The 19576-nt window shown below is 41.3% G+C and carries 16 protein-coding genes; 3 read left to right on the top strand and 13 right to left on the bottom strand.

Translation table 11 applies throughout. The features are described from left to right. Window positions 1-82 precede the first annotated feature (82 nt). The 5 genes from G608_RS0106935 to murI form a co-directional block, all read right to left on the bottom strand. The gene (locus G608_RS0106935) at window positions 83-847 is read right to left on the bottom strand and encodes a TatD family hydrolase (protein WP_026495421.1); all 765 of its coding nucleotides are present in this window, start codon (window positions 845-847) and stop codon (window positions 83-85) included. Next, window positions 847-1728, bottom strand: coding sequence for a 16S rRNA (adenine(1518)-N(6)/adenine(1519)-N(6))-dimethyltransferase RsmA (rsmA, locus tag G608_RS0106940; RefSeq protein WP_026495422.1), 882 nt, complete (start codon window positions 1726-1728; stop codon window positions 847-849). The genes G608_RS0106935 and rsmA overlap by 1 nt, the downstream gene beginning before the upstream one ends. 127 nt (window positions 1729-1855) lie before the next feature. After that, window positions 1856-2389: an anaerobic ribonucleoside-triphosphate reductase activating protein gene (gene nrdG, locus G608_RS0106945; protein WP_026495423.1), complete on the bottom strand. Its 534-nt coding sequence runs from the start codon at window positions 2387-2389 to the stop codon at window positions 1856-1858. Between the two features lie 157 nt (window positions 2390-2546). After that, the gene (gene nrdD, locus G608_RS0106955; RefSeq protein WP_026495424.1) at window positions 2547-4718 is read right to left on the bottom strand and encodes an anaerobic ribonucleoside-triphosphate reductase; all 2172 of its coding nucleotides are present in this window, start codon (window positions 4716-4718) and stop codon (window positions 2547-2549) included. A 159-nt stretch (window positions 4719-4877) separates the two neighbouring features. Continuing rightward, complete coding sequence (gene murI / locus G608_RS0106960; protein WP_026495425.1) at window positions 4878-5699, bottom strand: glutamate racemase; 822 nt, start codon at window positions 5697-5699, stop codon at window positions 4878-4880. 70 nt (window positions 5700-5769) lie between these two features. Between murI and G608_RS0106965 the strand changes: the two genes are divergently transcribed. Further along, complete coding sequence (locus G608_RS0106965; protein WP_026495426.1) at window positions 5770-6219, top strand: hypothetical protein; 450 nt, start codon at window positions 5770-5772, stop codon at window positions 6217-6219. Between the two features lie 67 nt (window positions 6220-6286). Here G608_RS0106965 and G608_RS0106970 read toward each other — a convergent pair whose 3' ends face one another. From G608_RS0106970 to trmB, 3 genes are all read right to left on the bottom strand, one after another. After that, window positions 6287-7138 carry a hypothetical protein gene (locus tag G608_RS0106970; protein WP_155833240.1) on the bottom strand — a complete coding sequence of 284 codons (852 nt, stop codon included), beginning with the start codon at window positions 7136-7138 and terminating at the stop codon, window positions 6287-6289. A 187-nt stretch (window positions 7139-7325) separates the two neighbouring features. Continuing rightward, the gene (gene trxA / locus G608_RS0106975) at window positions 7326-7649 is read right to left on the bottom strand and encodes a thioredoxin (RefSeq protein WP_026495428.1); all 324 of its coding nucleotides are present in this window, start codon (window positions 7647-7649) and stop codon (window positions 7326-7328) included. A 53-nt stretch (window positions 7650-7702) separates the two neighbouring features. Next, window positions 7703-8341 (bottom strand): tRNA (guanosine(46)-N7)-methyltransferase TrmB, encoded by a 639-nt coding sequence (trmB, locus tag G608_RS0106980; protein WP_026495429.1) that lies wholly within the window; start codon window positions 8339-8341, stop codon window positions 7703-7705. A gap of 123 nt (window positions 8342-8464) precedes the next feature. On the opposite strand from trmB, the gene G608_RS0106985 reads away from it, so the two are divergent. Continuing rightward, a complete protein-coding gene (locus G608_RS0106985) occupies window positions 8465-9868 on the top strand; it encodes a D-alanyl-D-alanine carboxypeptidase family protein (protein WP_242829350.1) in 1404 nt (467 codons plus the stop codon). Here G608_RS0106985 and G608_RS0106990 read toward each other — a convergent pair. Together G608_RS0106990 and G608_RS0106995 are read right to left on the bottom strand one after the other, a co-directional pair. Next, the gene (locus G608_RS0106990; protein WP_026495431.1) at window positions 9865-10788 is read right to left on the bottom strand and encodes a 3'-5' exonuclease; all 924 of its coding nucleotides are present in this window, start codon (window positions 10786-10788) and stop codon (window positions 9865-9867) included. The genes G608_RS0106985 and G608_RS0106990 overlap by 4 nt on opposite strands. 19 nt (window positions 10789-10807) lie before the next feature. Continuing rightward, window positions 10808-13300: a clostripain-related cysteine peptidase gene (locus G608_RS0106995; RefSeq protein WP_026495432.1), complete on the bottom strand. Its 2493-nt coding sequence runs from the start codon at window positions 13298-13300 to the stop codon at window positions 10808-10810. A gap of 194 nt (window positions 13301-13494) precedes the next feature. On the opposite strand from G608_RS0106995, the gene G608_RS20280 reads away from it, so the two are divergent. Then, on the top strand, window positions 13495-15177 hold the full coding sequence (locus G608_RS20280) for a putative bifunctional diguanylate cyclase/phosphodiesterase (RefSeq protein WP_051208972.1): 1683 nt from the start codon (window positions 13495-13497) through the stop codon (window positions 15175-15177). A gap of 57 nt (window positions 15178-15234) precedes the next feature. Here G608_RS20280 and pepF read toward each other — a convergent pair whose 3' ends face one another. From pepF to G608_RS0107015, 3 genes are read right to left on the bottom strand one after another with little or no spacing between them, the layout of a single operon-like run. Next, a complete protein-coding gene (gene pepF, locus G608_RS0107005) occupies window positions 15235-17034 on the bottom strand; it encodes an oligoendopeptidase F (protein WP_026495433.1) in 1800 nt (599 codons plus the stop codon). Between the two features lie 50 nt (window positions 17035-17084). After that, window positions 17085-18470: an MBOAT family O-acyltransferase gene (locus G608_RS0107010; protein ID WP_026495434.1), complete on the bottom strand. Its 1386-nt coding sequence runs from the start codon at window positions 18468-18470 to the stop codon at window positions 17085-17087. Then, window positions 18467-19513, bottom strand: a complete 1047-nt coding sequence (locus G608_RS0107015) for an SGNH/GDSL hydrolase family protein (protein ID WP_026495435.1) — start codon at window positions 19511-19513, stop codon at window positions 18467-18469. The genes G608_RS0107010 and G608_RS0107015 overlap by 4 nt, the downstream gene beginning before the upstream one ends. Window positions 19514-19576 lie beyond the last annotated feature (63 nt).

Below are 19576 nucleotides of genomic sequence, written 5' to 3' on the forward strand. Positions count from 1 at the left end.
AGTGTAAATTTTAGCATAGCATACTATTGATGTCAAAAAAGTATAACGAAAAAACCGCGAAAATACGCGGGTTTTAATGATTTTATATTCTATAAAGTCGTTTTGCGTTTGATGTTGTTATATCCATAACTTCATCTGGTGTTAATCCCTTAATTTCTGCAATCTTTTCCACCACATAAGGCAGGTAAAGTGAAGAATTGCGCTTTCCTCTGTAGGGCTCCGGGGCAAGGTATGGAGAATCCGTTTCTATTACAATCTGTTCAATAGGAGCATATTCCACAACTTCCCTTAGCTTCTTGCCGTTTTTAAAGGTAATAACGCCGCCGACACCGATGAAAAAGCCCATGTTAAGATATTCTCTGGCCATCTCCACAGAGTATGAAAAGCAGTGGATGTCTCCACCGATTTCCTCTGCCTTCATGGCCTTCATGATATCCAGGGTATCCTTTGCAGCATCTCTTGAGTGAATAATCACAGGAAGCTTAACGTCCCTTGCCATCTGAAGCTGAGCCTCAAACCATTTCTTCTGAACATCCTTTGGAGGTTCGTCGTAGTGATAGTCGAGTCCAATCTCGCCAACGGCAACGGCCTTCTCGTAGGAGCACTGATTCTTTAGCCATGAAAGCTCTTCCTCATCCATCTCAGCGCAGTCACTTGGATGAACACCGATTGTGGTATATATAAACGGATATTTTTTGCAGAGCTCAAGGGACTGTTCTACAGTCTTTTTACTGGCTGTTGCATTTACTATTAAGCCAATTCCGTTCTCGTTCATGGATGATAAAAGTTCATCCCTGTCTGTATCAAATGCCTCATCATCATAATGGGCGTGGGTTTCAAAAATCATTATTTATCTCCGGTCTTATTTACTAGTGGATATAAGAGGTTTGAAAGCTCTGCGAATTCTGCAAGGCTGAGCTTTTCGCCTCTTACTGAGGGATTAAGTCCCATCTTGGAGAGGGCATCTGTGACCTGCTCTCTGTTAATACCAATATTTCCGTTCGCTACGCCATTGGAGAGGGTCTTTCTTCTCTGGGCGAAGGCTGAGCGGATAACTGAAAACATAAATTTGGAATCAGCTACTTCAACAGGGGGCTCTTTGTGACACTTTAAGTGGATTACCGCAGAATCCACTCCGGGCTGCGGAATGAATGAGCTTGGCGGTACTACCTGCACAAGTGAAGGCTCAGTATAATACTGAACCGCCAGAGAAAGTGCACCGTAATCCTTTGATCCCGGCCTTTCTGCCATTCTGTCTGCAACTTCCTTCTGAACCATTACAGTTATGCTGTCTATCGGAAGTTCACTCTCTAAAAGTCTCATGAGAATTGGAGTAGTGATATAGTATGGAAGATTTGCTACTACCTTTATGGGCTTTCCTCCATTTTCTTCCTGAACAATGCTCTCTATGTCGACCTTCAAAATGTCCTGATTGATAACCTTAACGTTATCGTATTCAGAAAGGGTATCTTCAAGAATCGGAATAAGCATTCTGTCGATTTCCACAGCTATTACTTTTCCAGCGCTCTCAGCTATATACTGAGTCATGGTTCCGATTCCCGGGCCGATTTCAAGGACAGTATCTTCCTTTGTGACGCCTGCTGCCTCAACGGTTCTGCTGAGGGCACTGTCATCAATTAGGAAATTCTGTCCGAATTTCTTCTGTATACTCAGATTATATTTTTCTATAACCGCCCTTGTTCCGGACACACATCCAAGTGTTGGCATAATACATCTCCATCGAATAACACATTTTAATGAATCAATTTCATTATACACTATATATTTATTTCCGTTTAAAAGTCAAAACCGAGAGCCTGGCTCCCGGTTTCAAAATTTGTGCAATAAACTTTTTTCAGTCATCATTATGCTCTGATAGAACTATATTGCCCTCTTCAAGGGTTTTAGGCACATCGATGATTCTCTGATTGGATGAGCCTCTGAACTTAAGTGATATATTCTTAAGATCAAGCTTAAACTCACCGTCCACAAGAACATCTATCATTGAAAGAATGGTATCTGTGTCATCGCAGTGGCAGCGGGCATTGTTTTTATCTGTAAGTTCTTCCCATACATAACCTGAATAAACCCAGATAGTTTTGTCTGGAAGTTCTTTTTTGATGCGCTCGATGAAAGGGCGAAGAGCCTTCTGATTAACAACCTCCATGGGTTCGCCTCCAAGGATTGTAAGACCTGTTACATAGACGGGACGAAGGGATTCAATGATCTCATCCTCTACTTCCTTGGTGAAGGGCTTTCCAAAATTGAAGTCCCAGGTCTCCTCGTTGAAGCAACCCTTACAATGGTGGGTACATCCTGAAACAAAAAGTGATGTTCTTACACCAACTCCGTTTGCAATATCAGTGGTTTTAATTTCGCCGTAATTCATAAATTTCCTCTTATTTATACTACTTATTTTAAGGTTTAGAAAGGAGCTACCATTTGATAGCTCCTTCTCCCCATTTTTAATATACCTTTTTCTCCTCCCTGATCCACCGAAATACTTCGGCCGCTCCGAATCAAAAGGGATTCTATGGCAACATGCATCAAAGATGCAGTACGCGCTCTTTAATCTCCTGTGTACGTCCCTGGTTCCAATACTGGGTTCCGATATATCCACAGGTACGTCTTGCTACGTTCATCTTGGTCTGATCTTTGTTTCCACAATTCGGGCATACCCAGATAAGCTTGCCGTCTGTGTCATTTTCAATCTGAATCTCGCCGTTGTAACCGCAGCACTGACAATAATCACTCTTGGTGTTCAGCTCAGCGTACATGATGTTCTCATAAATGTACTGCATAACTGCAAGAACAGCCTCGATGTTGTTGTTCATGTTGGGAACCTCAACATAGCTGATAGCTCCACCCGGTGAAAGTGCCTGGAACTCAGATTCAAACTTGAGCTTGGTGAAGGCATCAATCTTCTCTGTTACATGAACATGATAGCTGTTTGTGATGTAGTTCTTATCAGTAACGCCTTCGATCATACCAAAGCGCTTCTGAAGTGCTCTTGCGAACTTATAGGTTGTTGACTCAAGCGGAGTTCCGTAAAGGCTGAAGGAGATGTTGGTCTCTTCTCTCCACTTAGCACACTTATCGTTCATGAACTGCATAACACGAAGTGCAAAGTCTTTTCCTGAAGGATCTGTATGTGTAACGCCCTTCATGTACTTGGTACACTCGCAAAGTCCTGCATAGCCAAGTGAGATTGTGGAATAGTTATCAAACAATAATTTGTCGATCTTCTCACCCTTCTTAAGTCTTGCAAGTGCTCCGAACTGCCATAAAATAGGTGCTACATCTGAAGGTGTTCCAAGGAGACGGTTGTGTCTGCACATAAGAGCCTTCTTGCAGAGCTCTGTGCGCTCTTCCATCAGTTCCCAGAACTTTTTCTCATCTTTTCCTGAAGAGCATGCTACGTCAACAAGGTTGATAGTAACAACACCCTGGTTGAAACGTCCGTAGTACTTGTGCTCTTTATTCTCTCCAAGTCCCTTGTTGTCAGGAGTAAGGAAACTTCTGCAACCCATGCAGGGATAAACGTCGCCGTTCTTATATTCCTTCATCTTCTTTGCAGAGATGTAATCAGGAACCATTCTCTTTGCTGTACATTTTGCTGCAAGCTGTGTCAGATACCAGTAAGGTGTACCCTCATGGATATTGTCCTCGTCAAGAACGTAGATCAGCTTCGGGAAAGCAGGTGTGATATAAACACCCTTCTCATTTTTAACGCCTATGATACGCTGCTTGAGCATCTCCTCAATAACAAGCGCAAGGTCATCACGAAGCTGCCCCTCCGGTACTTCGTCGAGGTACATGAAAACAGTAATGAAAGGAGCCTGACCATTTGTAGTCATAAGAGTAATGACCTGATACTGGATAACCTGAACTCCTCGCTCGATCTCCTTGCGTACACGCATCTCGGCTATCTCATTTATCTGATCATCAGTTGCCTGCATTCCGGCATCCTCGAATTCCTTACGCACTTCTCTGCGGAACTTCTGTCTGCTTACATCTACAAAAGGCACAAGATGTGACAAAGTAATACTCTGTCCACCATACTGTGAACTTGCTATCTGTGCGATTGCCTGTGTTGCAATATTACAAGCTGTTGAAAAGCTCTTGGGACGCTCGATCATGGTCTCAGAAATAACTGTGCCGTTCTGGAGCATATCATCGAGGTTAACAAGACAGCAATTGTGCATGTGCTGAGCAAAGTAATCTGAATCATGGAAATGAATGATTCCCTCCTGGTGAGCCTTAACAACGTCCTCAGGAAGAAGGAATCTACGTGTGATATCACGGCTTACTTCACCTGCCATGTAGTCTCTCTGCACACTGTTTACTGTGGGATTCTTATTGGAGTTCTCCTGTTTTACTTCTTCGTTATTGCATTCGATAAGAGACATAATCTGCTCATCGGTGGTGTTTGATTTACGCACCAGGGCATGACGATAACGGTAGGTAATGTACTTACGTGCAACCTCAAACTTGCCGGATTCCATAAGGCCGTCCTCGACCATATCCTGGATCTCCTCCACGTTTGCTGCTCTTGTGAGAAGGCCGCACTTCTCCTCTACCTTTGCCTCTATGTTTTTGATCTGATCCGCAGACAAGCTTTTATCCGGTGTTACTTCCTTATTAGCCTTCTCTATTGCCGCAAGGATTTTCTCGCCATCAAAAGTGACTTCTTTTCCGCTTCTCTTGATAATTTTCACTGGTGAACCCCCTATGACTTCTACAACAATCAGGCACCCCCTATGTACCCGATCCCGTACTAGATTTAGATGATTATAGCCACATGAAAACTATATCTTGTGGCTACAATTAAACTATAATACATTATGTTGTATAAATCAAGTGACAATTTATCGATATTAAAAATTTCGCATAAGTTCAAGGCGGTTCAGCATTCTGAGGTACTTTGACAATCTATTGTTATCCGTAATTTCGTATCCTGACTCATAGTATGTGGTATTATGAGTAACTACAATATCTTGTGGTGTATTAAAAATAATCTTGCTATTTGCATCATTTTTAATATCGATGCCCATAACATCACCCAGGTGTCTGACGGTTCCATAGTTGCCATCCACCAGTTCTATACTGTCTCCAAGGATTTCTCTGTACAATGGCTTGAAATAATTAAAGTGGGTACACCCAAGAACCAGTGCACTGTATTTTGAGATATCATAAGGAGAAAACTGCTTCGTAATGTACTCTTTTACTTCGTCTGAATCAAATTCTTCCCTCTCTGCAAAGGTAACAAGCATGGGCATTTCCAGAAGATCAACTCTGTGAAGGTTGTCAACTCTGCTAAGAAGACTTGCGAGCTTCTCCTCCCTTAAAGTAACAGGAGTAGCCATAACCAGAATCCTGCTCTCTTCACTGGTGTTCTCAACTGCTGGCTTAACTGCCGGCTCCATACCAAGGATAGGAAGGTCATATTTTTTTCTGACATATGAAGCAGCAACGCTGGTAGCGGTATTACATGCTATTACGATAGCGTCAACTCCCTTTCCTATAAGAAAGCGGACTATTTCATCAACATATCCCTTTATCTCTTCCTCGGACTTAAGTCCGTAGGGTACATGCTCCGTGTCCGCATAAAATATGTATTCCTGATCTGAAAGAAGATGGTAGGCTTCGTGTAAAACAGACAGCCCTCCCATACCGGAATCAAAAATTCCTATTCGCATATCTATCCTCGTTGTTGTATAGTAGTTAAAGAAAATATTTATTTTACTATATCACTTATTAGGCGTAACCATGAAAGAATCTTATACTAACGAATTACAAAAATTATATGACGATGAGCGCGTAAGTCCCTTTATTCAGGAAATATGTGAGTACTATGCATCCTCAAGGGATTATGAGGACGGTTCATATATTGAGGAGATCGAGCCCCGAGAGATTGTGGAGCCTGTATACATCCTCTTTTTCCTGCAAAGGCGTGAGACATTGCTTGATGAGCTCTCTTATGTAAAAAAGAAGTATCCTGCACTCTTTGAAGCAGTATCCGATCTGCATGAAGAAATCCTTATACACATGGACATTCGCTCTCTTGAATCAAAAAGCTCACAGCGTCTGGTCGCCGCAATGGATGGAAAAATAGCATCCGCGCAGATCTTTGACAAAATCGAAGAGCTTGCAGACAGATATGATGAACTGTCAGAAGCTCTTGATCCATTTTATTCATGGCTGCATTCCTTCTCGTAAGGAGCAGCTTTTTCTTTACCTGAATTTCGTACAATACTTCTTTTTAATGAATAACTCTATGTGAAATTTACTCTTCTACCCTCAGGTATTTCATTACGCAGTACAAAACCTTTTCATCGTATTCCACCTGGGCCCATACGCCGTCATCACTTACAGCTATTCTGTCGAGAACTGTTCCCTCAGGAACCTGTGCCTCTATAAAATCATCTGAAATAGTACTTGGCGTATTTCTCAGGTTAAGCTCTGTGGTAGTCACAACCTTGTCGTTGGTGTAGGTGTATCCTGCAACCTGACCAACCTGTACGGTCCCACGCACTTCATCAGGATCAGGCTTTAAGTAAACATCATAGACCTTAGCCTTAAATATCATTCCCATAAGGATAAGAATAAAAATTCCGGTAAGGGCCGAAGCAATCCTTACAACAACATAAGGATTGATGCCACCGCCCATATCTTCATCCTCATCGAACCAGTCATCTTCATCACGGCCTCTTCTTCCCTTGTCCCGGGATGATTCCTTTACTGCTTTACGAGAAGCCTTCTTTTCCATTTTCTGTTGAGACTTCTTTTCTGCTTTACGGGAAGGCTTCCTTGCCGGTTCTCCGGCAGGACGGCGAGCAGGCCTTTCTTCATATTCATAGTCCTGGATATCTTCCTGTTCTTCCCTTACAGAGTGCCGAGGCTGCTCCTTCTGCTGTTTTGGAGGCTCATCATCAAAGTAGAACTCAGAAGAATCCTCATCTAAGCTCTCTCTTTCCCTGTCCATGGCTTCATGCTGAGTTCTGTAGTACTCCTCACGCTCACTCGCGGACAAAAAATCCAGGGGATCCTGAATCTCAATATCTATCTCTTCAGTATCCTGCTTCTCAAGATTTACTTTTTTCCTATAATCGTTAAAATTTCTGATATTATCTGCCAAAAGCTCTCCTCCGAATTCTTCAGGCCAATATCTCCCCCTGAAATAAGTAAACATCACCTTTTTTCCTAAAATCTAAAGGTTTTTTACTTAAATCAAAAGATATTTTATCACAAAACCAAAACATCTTCATCTTTTGGGCAAAGTTAAAGCCTCTCCGCTATGGGAGAGGCCTCATTCAACCATTATTTTATGAAACGATCTTATCGATCATGTTCTGGAGCTTAGCCTTACTCTGAGCACCAACTGCAGATTCAACAAGCTCACCATCTTTTATAAAGGCAAACATGGGAATTGACATTACACCGTATTTCTGAGCAATCTCTGGCTGCTCATCAACGTTGATCTTGCCAACCTTAAGCTCCCCATCGTACTCCTTGGCAAACTCATCGATCATGGGTGCCATCATCTTACAAGGACCGCACCAATCAGCCATGAAGTCAATAAGAACCGGAATCTTGCTGTTGAGAACTTCTTCTTCAAAGTTCTGTGTAGTAAAAGTATACTCCGCCATTGTCCACCTCTTTCCGCGATATCCTCTTATCGCTGTGTTAGATTTTAAAGTACTTACCTTTTAATAATATATTTGAAGATCGGATTGCCTTTCGCAGAAAACCGTTCCTCATATTCAGTCATTATATTGCCTTCATTCATAACTTCATCATTATGGAGATCGAAGGTAACCGCCTCAGCATGCCAACCTGCGGTATTGAGCTCCATAAGTGAAAAATCAAACAGATCCTTGTTGTCTGTCTTGAATTCCAGCTGTCCGTCCTCTTTTAAAATCTGATCATATCTGCTTAAGAAGGTACTGGAAGTAAGTCTTCTCTGAGCATGTCTCTCTTTTGGCCAGGGATCTGAAAAATTAAGATAGATTCTGTCTACCTCACCCTTCTCAAATACTTCTGTGAGAATCTCGGCTTCCATGCGGATAAATCTTACATTCTTAAGCTCAAGCTCTGTCTGTTTCTGTATTGCTCTTAGAAGTACGCTTGAATACTTCTCTATTCCAACGTAATTTATATCAGGATTGGCTGCTGCCAGATCCATTATAAATCTGCCCTTACCTGTTCCAACTTCTATACGGACAGGATTGTCATTGCCAAATACCTCTTTCCATTTTCCCTTGTGCTCCTCCGGGTTATCTATGGCAAAGGGTGACTCTGCGATCCTCTCTCTGGAACCGGCTATATTTCTTAAACGCATTAAAACATTTACCTTTCATTTTCCTTCTCTTTTAGTGTATCATAAATGGACAGAAACTTTATACTGTTTGACTGAAAAATAAGAAATTTTTCATATTTTTATCTGTATTTGGAGCAAAATAAATTGAAATTTAGCAAATTTAAAACAATAGCAATAATGCTTCTTACAGCACTCATATTTGTTAACTCAGGCTTCTATGTCATGGCAGAGACTCTTGAGGAGGAGGCTAATGAAAGAAAGCTTCTTCCAATTGAAAGTAACTCTATTTCCGGATGGCCGGAGGGTCCGGAAATCGGGGCAGAGGCTGCCATTTTGATGGAGGTAAATACAGGCACAATTTTGTATTCCAAGAACATACATGAGGAGCTCTATCCTGCAAGTACCACTAAGATAATGACCTGTCTTCTTGCAGTTGAAAACGGAAACCTGTCAGATACAATAAAATTCACTTATGATGCCATTCATTCAGTTCCGGCTGATGGCTCCAATATAGGTATGGATGCCGGAGAATATCTTTCTCTTGAGGAATGTCTTTATGGAATAATGGTCGGCAGTGCCAATGAGGTAGCTAACGCCGTAGCAGAAAATCTTTGCGGTTCCATATCTGCATTCGTGGATCTTATGAATGAAAAAGCTAAGTCCATCGGTTGTACCAATACTCATTTTGTAAATACCAACGGACTTCAGGACTCTGATCATTACACAAGTGCCTACGACCTTGCTCTTATCGGATGTGAGTTTTTCTCTAACGAGCTTCTTTGCAGAGTTGGAAATACACCAAGATATCACTTTGAGCCAAGTGCAGGTCAGCCCGATGATTTCTATCTCAACAATAAGCACAAGCTTATAAATGGTGAGATTCCCTATGTGGGAATAATCGGAGGAAAGACAGGCTACACGGATCTTGCAAGAGAGACTCTTGTAACCTGCGCTGAAAGAGGCAACATTAAGCTTGTATGCGTAATCCTTAAGGAGGAATCTCCTGCCCAGTTTACTGACACAGTTCAGCTTTTTGATTACGGTTTTAATAACTTCAAGGCAGTAAATGTAAAAAGTGAGGAGACCGGATATATTCCGAAGGATAACGCCTTCTTCTCACAGGGTGAGGATATTTTCAATGTAAAAGGCGCTTCTTTGGAATTTACCAAAAATGATTATGTATGTCTTCCTCAAAACGCCGAGTTATCTGATGCAACCTCAGAGATTTCCTATACAAACGATGAAAGCTCTCCTGAATCCATAGCCACTATCAGTTATTTTTACAGCGGTGTGCCCATCGGTAACGGACACATAGTTGTAAATACCAGTACTGCTGCAGATTCTAATGAGCATACACCTGAGCAGACAATTTACATTAATATAAAAACAGTCCTTTCCGGCCTTTTGTTAGCCGGAGGACTGCTGCTTTTATCAATATATATCAGTGCTCTCATATCAACCTACAGCTTCGGTGGAAGCCGTGAGGACAGAAAGCGTCTTTCAAGAAGAAAGAAGGAAGCCAAAAAAAGGAGCGGCCCGAGATTTTAATATTTCTTTTTCTCGGATTTTGCCTTAACCTCACGCATTTCCTTCTCTGTTATAAATTTCAGGGTTTTAACGGCATAGTACTTATCACGTTCAGTTTTCTTAACGCGGACCTTGGCCTTCATATAGCCGTGCTCCTTACAGACAGATACGCTGTAAAAGTGCTTGCCGTTAATGGAAAACCATTTTATCTTACGTCTTAAGGGATGGTTGCAAAGATAGCACTTTGTACCCATTACCTCGGGATCTGCCAGGAGTTCTTCCTTGGTCTTAAATTCCCTTGATATGTATTTTGCATAGTGATCAAAAATAATATGTACTTCCTGATCCTTGGTCTTTGGTGTCACATAATTATCAAAGGAATAATTGTAGAGAACCTTTTTATCAAGCTCAACAAAAATCCTTGCGGTATAATCCGCATCTGAGAGAGCCCTGTGAAAGGCACTGTCCTTCTCCATTCCAAGGCTGTCCGTGGCATGCTCAAGGGATCGTCTCATCTTACCGTCTTCATACATGATACTGTAAAGCTTTTGCACATCGTAGAAGGGAAGCGGTCTGTCGGATAAAAGCTTCATATCAAAAAAGTCCATATTGCGCTGAAGCTCTGTAAGATCAAGAGGTCCCCAGGTACAAAATATGGGATTCTCACCGCACCATTCAAGAAAATCCTTTATGACGGTTACAAAATCATCCCCGCTCTTAAGATCATCCATCGTGATGTGAATGAGATTCTCCGTTATCTTATGCATTTTTTTGTAAATCTGGGGACAGATGAGTCTGTTAAACTCACCTGTACGATTCATGTTTTCATCAAGACGGATTGCGCCTATCTCGATAATTTCGAAGGGCAGCGATTTTCCGTCCTTTTCCTTAACTGATTTCCCCTGATTCCATTCAAGATCAAAAACAATATAGTTTCCCATAAATTATTACTGTCTTTCTTTAATAATTAAGCGTCTGTGACCAGTGTTCCTGTCCGTAAATATCTGTGAATCTGAAGGATACGAGAATCTCTCCGTCTCCCACGCTTCTGTTTGAAATATGCATATCTTCCATGTCGCCATCAACTATAACGGAATCTCCAAGGAAATATGTATCCGTGTAGGTCTTATCGTATGCGTAGCAGTCGCAGATATATTCAAGCTTGTCGCCCTCTGACAATTCTGTCAGATTCTTTGCCACTGTATCTGTCTCGCCATTGACATAGTCGTAGGTTACGCCTGCCACATATCCGTCTTCATTCTCTGAATCAAAGATAAGGATAAGGTCTGCTCTTTGATCATTGAGAATTACGGGAACTCTTCCCATTATAGCGTAGTTATCGGAATCGCCCTGGGTATCAACGTGATAATAGGATACTATCTGATCGTCAATATAAAGCCAAGTTCTGTCAGAGGGTGCTACAGGGTTTCCATCATCATCAATATCATAGGAATTATCTAAACCAAGGTCCACATATCTGGTTCCGTCATCATAGAAAACATTGACCTCAAGATCCTGTACAAGATCCCACTGCTCGGCAGTCATCTGAATAGTATCGTCGCCATCATCATTTTTGACAAACATAAGAGCATTTTCATCAAACTGATTGGCTGATACATAGTCCGCCATATCCTGAATATCAAGACCTTTTCCAAAGAACTGTGTATTGGATGCATCAAGTCCTGAGATTCCACTATAGCTTCCCGAGAGCATTGTTGTAAACAGCTCAATAAGGGCATCACTGCTCGTTGTAGAGGATGAACTCTGGTAATCTCCAAAAAGACTTCCGGCCGGAGTCTGTGTTCCGCCTGCTGCCATCTGACCTGCTACCTGCAAGGAAGCAACCTTCTGAATACATTCAGAATAACTCTCATCCATTCCGATCGCTTCGCTGGTGCTGACCATACTGTCTACCTTAGAGGATTTCCTGTAAGGGAAGTACATGGAAAGGCCATAGGCGTTGGTCATGCCCTGGCTTGTGCGATTATACTTAACACAGCCTCTGATGGCATTTGCCAGTTCCTGTCCTTCCTCTGTTTCCATATTGTAACAAAGATGAACAAGGTCAACCTGGTCAATCTTGGTAGAAGCTGCAAATTCTCTTGTCTGAGCTCTGGCATTTGATACCTTCTTATACTGTTTATCAGAAATCAACTCAGAAGTAGAATTTGCAAAGCTCTTAAGCTCATCAGGTATTGTTTTCTCAAGCTCTGCAAGATCAATAATTGAAAGTGTTGTCTTCTGACCTCTGCAGGTGTTCTCGCAGGTTTTGGTAAATCCATCAATTATGTTTTTACCAATTTCAAGAGTAGCCATTGAGGGATTAGCTGAATATGCATTAAGCCAATCGGTGTAATACCAGCCAACACCGGGCTCTGTTTCTTCCGAAGCAATGAGATAATCACCGTATGAAGCAGTCATAAGTGCTGTCTCAACAGTAGCCATAAGGCAGGCATCAAAACCGATAAAGTCAAAGGTTACTCCGCTACCCTTAAGAGCCCTGTTAATACCGGAAAGTCCCATTGAGCCGTACTGGGCATTTTTCTCATCATAACCGTAACCGCTTACGGAGCCGCCGCCATGATCCCATAAAATAAGATCGTATCTGTTGGCAGGATACTGAGCCGCTGTCCATTTAATAAAGGATGCCAGATTATCAGGATCCGTCATTGGCTTTTTACCTACATCATCCTTAAGGACTCTGAGGACGCCCTTTTCAACCTTGTATATCTGGTTAACGGAACTGGATACTACATTGTTCTGCCACTTCTTACAGCCACCTGTATATACAATGATGTTTATCTGATCAGAGATATTTGCAGCCATCATTTCCTGAAGGTCCTTGGTGGCCATGGCGCTTCTGCTCTCAAGATCGGTTCCGCACATGTATACCATAATGGTGGTCACATCACTGCCATCATCCTTTATAACTGTGCGCTTAGCTCCAGCACCTTCAATAACTTCTTTATTTAGAACTCCTGTATTAGGTTCCTCTGCCCATTCACTTGATGTAGAATCATAATATCCAGTGCCGCCTCCAAGGAGGGATCCAAGAAGAGATCCAATCTGAGAAGATCCTGAGGTCGTACCGGACTGAGTCGTATTCGAATAGGAGTTATCTGTTGTCGCTACACTTGTACTATTATTGGTAGTTGAGTTTTCTATAGTCGCTGTCTGAGTATATGATTCTGTATCACTTTCTGAAGAGTCGCTAAAAAGTGATGAAAGACCGCCGCCTCCGCTAAGCAGAAGGATCACAAGTACAACTACTATTGAAAGAGGGCTTATTCCTCCGCTCCTTTTTGGACCTCCACCGTTTGATCCGCCGCCTGAGCCTTTACCTTTATATCCATCAGATGATCCCACCGGTCCTGTTCCAAGACCATCGCCTCTTACGTGGACGCCGTTTCCACCTTCTTCTATATTTTTCTTTCGCCTTACAGGTTCTGCCATGATGCCCTCCACTTTATATAGACTTTTTTCCATTCTATCATATTGTACTACTTATCGCGCTTTTTTGCTTTTAATCTAGTTAACTTCTGCCTTTCTTTCCTTTATTAAAATTCCATTAAAAAAGCTTTAATATCGGCATTTTGAAATACTTGTGATTTATAATTAAATATAGAATTTTACAGAGGGCGATGTATATGGCTACTGAAAACACTTATCAGGTTAAAAAATACTCATATAAAGAAATAAACGCCTCTATGGATTCCATGCGTGTAATGTTTGACATAGTAAGGCTTGTTGATGCTGAGGAATGCAGAGAGGTTAATATATCAGCTGATGGTGAATTGTGCTTTGGCAGGGAGTGCTATGCCGTTTGGAATGCTGATCACAGATGTGCCAACTGTACAAGCTTTCAGGCTTGCCATACTCAGTCCAAAAAGAGCCGCGTCGAGTATTTTAATGGTAAAACCTTCCAGATTCAGTCTGTTCCCATCGTTCTGACTTTGAAGGACGAATCTCCCTACTGCTGCAATTTAGAGCTTATTTCTTTCACTGATGATGCAGCTTCAGATGCTATGCTCCAGGTCGAAAAGGACAAGTGGGAAACAAGCGGCTATCTGTCTACTCATGATACTCTTACAGGTATACTTAACTGGGACGGATTCTGCAAAGGAGCCCGTAATTTAATCAGTAATAATTCTGAAAAGAAACTTTTTGTAATTTCTGCCGATGTTGATAACTTCAGGCTTGTTAATACTCTGTTTGGAAACAGTAAAGGAAATGAAGTTCTGGTAGGCATTGCAAAAATATTGGAAGAAATGTGCGGAAGTAGCGGCGTTGCAGGAAGATGCGGCGGCGTAAACTTTGCACTGTGCATAGATGAAAAGGATGACCTCGAAAAGTGGCTTCGCCAGATTTCCTCAAAGGTCGCGGAGCTTATTCACTCTCCGTCGTTTACACTGACTATGCACTTTGGAATATTTGATGTTAAAAACCAGAATCTGCCTATATCCATAATGTATGATCGTTCATACATGGCTTTGGAATCCATAAGAACAGATGAAAGTGTTTTCTATACATACTTTACTGATGAGCTTTTAGAGCAGGCAGTTCATGAACAGAAGATAATAAATGAGTTTAAATCAAACCTCAAAAGCGGACAGTTCATTATTTACTTACAGCCTCAGGTTACCAAGGACGGTGTGATCGAAGGCGCTGAATGTCTTGTAAGATGGTGTCTGCCCTCAGGTGATGTTCTTCCTCCTCTTGAATTTATAGAGATTTTAGAGCAGGTTGGTCTTATAGGTTCTCTGGATGAATATGTGTGGGAGCTGGCAGCTAAGCAGCTGTCTAAATGGAAGGGTACAGAGTTTGATAAGCTCTATCTTTCGGTGAATGTCTCGCCAAAGGACTTTTACTACCTTGATATTGCCAAGATTTTCCCTGCCCTGTGTAAAAAATACGACATATCTCCTTCAAAGCTTCATATAGAAATAACAGAAACCGCCATCGCTGATGAGATGTCCGGCAACATGGCTATTCTTGAAAGCCTGCAGGCAAACGGATTCACCGTAGAAATTGATGACTTTGGTAAGGGCTCCTCATCACTTGGTCTTTTAAAGGATTTAAAGGCCGATGTCCTGAAAATCGATATGCGCTTTATTCAAAGAAGCAGTGATGATGACAGGAGTAATGTAATTCTCGAATCCGTGATCGATATGGCAAAAAAGCTTCATATGGAGGTTATCTCTGAAGGAATAGAAACAAAGGCTCAGTTAAATAACCTGTCGGAACTTGGCTGCGACGTATTCCAGGGCTTCTATTTTTCAAAGCCAATTCCTGTGGCTGCCTTTGAACAGTATGCTAAAAAAATATTATAAAAATACGAAAATCAAAAATGCCCATCACCCGTTACAGGATGATGAGCATTTATTTTTTTACTTATAAAGTTCTTCCATTTCTTTAAGTGCTTCGCCAAATACTTCAAGTGCATCATCGATGGGCTTTGAAGTAGTAAGATCAACTCCTGCAATCTTAAGAAGACTTACCGGATCGTCTGTGCATCCGCTCTTTAAGAAATTCTTATACTGCTCTACTGCACTTTCTCCCTCTTTGAGGATGCGGCTTGCAATTGCAACAGATGCTGCAAAGCTTGTAGCGTACTGATAAACATAGAAGTTGTAATAGAAGTGAGGTATTCTGCACCACTCCCATGCAATCTGAGGATCAGAAACCATATCTTCTCCAAAGTACTGCTTATTCAGCTCATAGTATACATTTGAAAGTGACTCTGCTGTCAGCGGCTCACCCTTTTCAGCCATGTCATTGGTCTTTCTCTCAAACTCCTCAAACATGGTCTGACGGTACATTGTTCCCTTGAAGCTCTCAAGGAAATGATTTATGATGTATGCCTTCTCCTCCTTGGACTTTGCATTGTCCTTAAGATAGTGATAGAGAAGAACCTCATTTGTTGTGGATGCAACCTCTGCAACGAATATCTTGTAATCTGCGTTAAAGATGCTCTGCGCATGGTCTGAATACCAGGTGTGCATTGAGTGTCCCATCTCATGTACGAGTGTAAATACATCTTCTAAAGTGTTGTTGTAATTAAGAAGCATATAGGGATGTACTCCGTATGCGCCGCTACTGTAAGCACCACTTCTCTTTCCCTCATTCTCAACCACATCGATCCAGCGATCTTCATAGGCTTTTTTCACGATTGAAAGATACTCTTCACCAAGAGGTGCAAGAGCCTTCAGGGAAATATCCTTAGCTGTCTCGTAGTCAACCTCCATGTTGAAGTCCTTGATCATGGAAACATAAACGTCATACATGTGAAGCTCATCTACGCCAAGAAGCTTTTTCCTGAGGGAAACGTAGCGGTGCATCTTATCAAATCCCTTATGGATTGACTCGATAAGCATATCGCAAACCTTAGGATCGACGTTATTGCCATCAACGGCTGCTTCAAAATTGGAATTATATTTTCTTGCCTTTGAGTTGAAAATTCTGGCCTTTACTTCGCCGTCATAGAGAGCTGCCCAGGTATTCTTGAACTCCTCATATCTTCCATAGAATGCTTCGAAGGCTTTTTTTCTAAGCTCTCTGTCCTTGGACATCTGAACTGGAACAAATCTTCCGTTTGAAAGAACAACTTCTTTTCCTTCCGAATCCTCTACGCTGGGGAACTTAAGGTCTGCATCTGAAAGCATGTTAAAGCCTGTATAGGGAGTGTTTGCCATCTCGCCTGTTGATGCAAGGAGCTGCTCCATCTCTTTACTTAAGATGTGATCCTTAAGTCTTCTCATCTCTTTGATTATGATCTCATACTGCTTAAGAGAGGGCTCTTCCTTGTAGAAGGAATCAAGCTTCTCATCTGAAAGTCCAAGGATTTCAGGCTCAACAAATGATGTTTTCTCACTTATTGCAACGAGAGCTGATGAGGATTTTTGGTTCATTCCGTTATATTTGGAATTAGCTGTATCCTCATCATGTCTCATGTGTGCATAGCCATGGAATCTGCTCTCTAAAAGTTCAATCTGCTCATAGAGATTTAATGCTTCATATAAAGACTTTGCGCTCTCAGTAAGCTTTCCGCTGTATTTTGCAAGTTCTCCTGAAAGTTCAATAGCTTTATCAACTTCCTTTTGCCAGTCTTCTTCGTTTTCGTAAATATCCTCAAGTCGCCATGTAAGCTCAGCTGCAACTTCGGATCTCTTTGGTAATCTGTCCTGCATTTTTCTTCCTCCATTTAAAGATTTATTTGTAAATTTTATTTTCCCCCGATTTAGAACTGGAAGTATACGAATGGGTTCTCACCTGTATAGGCAAGAGTCAGTATAAGTCCAAGTTCAATAAAGAACAATGTCATTCCCTTAACTGTACCAAGGTCAAGTATAGGATAAAATCCGCTTAGTGTGCGATTTTCCTTTTTTGCTTTTCTATCTGCATAAATCGATGCTATAAGAAGTACTGCCATTCCCACAAAGGACCAGGCAAATGGCTGATTTATACCCTTCTGTAAAGTAACGATTCTCTTTAATATGAGAAACGCATCTGAAAATTTCTCGGATCTGAAAAATACAAAAGTTAATGAATTGAACATAAAAACATCAAATATGTTAAGTGCTCTTATAACCTGATTCTCAGATTTTCTTGGAACAAACTTATCCACGCAAAGCATGATTCCGTGGAGCCCGCCCCAAAAAACATATTTCCATGCAGCGCCATGCCACAATCCACCTATAAGCATTGTAAGGAACAGATTAAGGCACTGTCTGTATAGTCCTTTTCTGTTTCCTCCAAGAGGAATGTAGACATATTCCTTAAGCCATGTTGAAAGACTGATGTGCCATCTTCTCCAGAGCTCTGATATGGTTCTTGACATATAAGGTATGTTAAAGTTTCTGCTAAAGTCATATCCAAGGCATTTAGCGCACCCTATAGCCATGTCTGAATATCCGGAGAAATCAAAATAAATCTGAACCGAGTATGACATGGTAGCAAAAACCAGCGTAAAAGCACTAAAAGCAGCAGGCTTTGAATAAACATCATCAACAAATACGGACATGTGATCCGCAAGAACTATTTTCTTAAAAAGTCCAAATGCAAAAACCTGAAGTCCCCACTGAAGATTCTGCCAGTTAACAGATCTCTTTTCATAGAGCTGTGGCAAAAACTCCGATGCACGGACAATAGGCCCTGCTACCAGCTGAGGGAAGAAGCTGACATATAAGGCAAGCTTGATGAAATCCTTTTCAACAGGTATTTTCGCTCTTTTTACATCTATTACATAGCTAAGAGCCTGGAAGGTATAAAATGAAATTCCCACAGGAAGTATTATTTTAAGTGTACCAAGGTCACGGCCTATCATTGCTTCGAAGGTATCCATAAAAAATCCAAGATACTTGAAAATTCCAAGAACCGATATTGGTACCACTATTCCTGCCACGAACGCCGGCTTACTGGCTGTGTGCTGTGCCGAAATATATGACACAACTATCACAAATAGAAGAAGGAAACAAAAGCGGTAATCCCAGTAGCCATAGAAAAAGAAGCTGGCCAAAAGAAGAAATACTTCTTTTACCCTCTGTTTAAAATGGCGCTCTATAAAAGCCGTTCCGGCAAGCACTACAGAGAAGAATATTAAAAAATCAACTGATGAAAATGTCATTTGTTCTCCTCTAAATACTTATAAAGTTCTTCTGCAATCATTCTTTGTCCCTTTTTATTAAGGTGCCCCAAGCCCACCGAGGTATTAGTAAAGCCGTAGGCAAGGGTATCATTTTCATAGTATTCAAAAGCAAAACGCTCTGACATATCTATGTAGCCAATTCCGACTTCGCTGCATAATCTCGCATACTGAAGGCTTTCATTGTCTGTATTATCGTAGGTAAGTACTCCCTCATGATCAAGTCTCATTGTGGGATGAAAAAGTATTATTATTTGAACACCACTTTCATCTGCCTTCGCTTTTATTTTAGAAAGCACTTGTCTTAGAAGTTCTTCATTACAAAGATTATCTTCTTTCTTCTCTTCTACTAATGCCTCAGTAGTGGCACCTGCCTTTTCAAAAGATATTATCTTATCCTTTATTTCGCTTGGTCCAATTATCTCCTTAAAGCTCTCAAGCTGATAATACATCTGCCTGAGAAAAGGATTTTTCTGAAGCATACCGATTATGCCATCTGCGTGAGAACCTATGGTTTCTACAGTGCCATCAAGCATCTGATTAAGCTCTTCATCTGTAAAGTGAAGATAACCTGTCTCAATTACCACATCTTTTGAAGGCTTATATTTGTTCATGGCTGCATCAAAATTATTAACGCAGGTCGCAAAATAGTGCCCTGAAACACCTATGTCATAGATTCTAAGATCCGGTAAACTTTCTGATAAAAGTGCCGCAGAGGAATATCCGGAAGGAACATTGGATGCCTCCATCTGAGACGAACCCATAATGAGGATATCTATGTTTTCTCCCTCTACATAATCTGTAGTATCGTAGTAGCCTTCATTATTGGTCAATCCATAGGAATAGCCTTCTGTCCACTGTGAATGGAAGGTTTTTGGTTCCCATCTGTAATCAGTTGCACCATCAGGATCATCATAATGAACAGGAGTATTCGAATAGAAAAAACAAAAAGCAGATAATACGCAGAATGCCAGTATCATGGATAACAGTGTTTTGCCTGCCTTATTAAAAAACTTTGAAATCATAAAAAACCCCATAAATCTATATTGGCTGTCAAATATTTGTGTATACAAAACGAGGAAGCCTTT

This window comes from Butyrivibrio sp. WCD3002 (assembly GCF_000424265.1).
GTDB lineage: Bacteria > Bacillota > Clostridia > Lachnospirales > Lachnospiraceae > Butyrivibrio.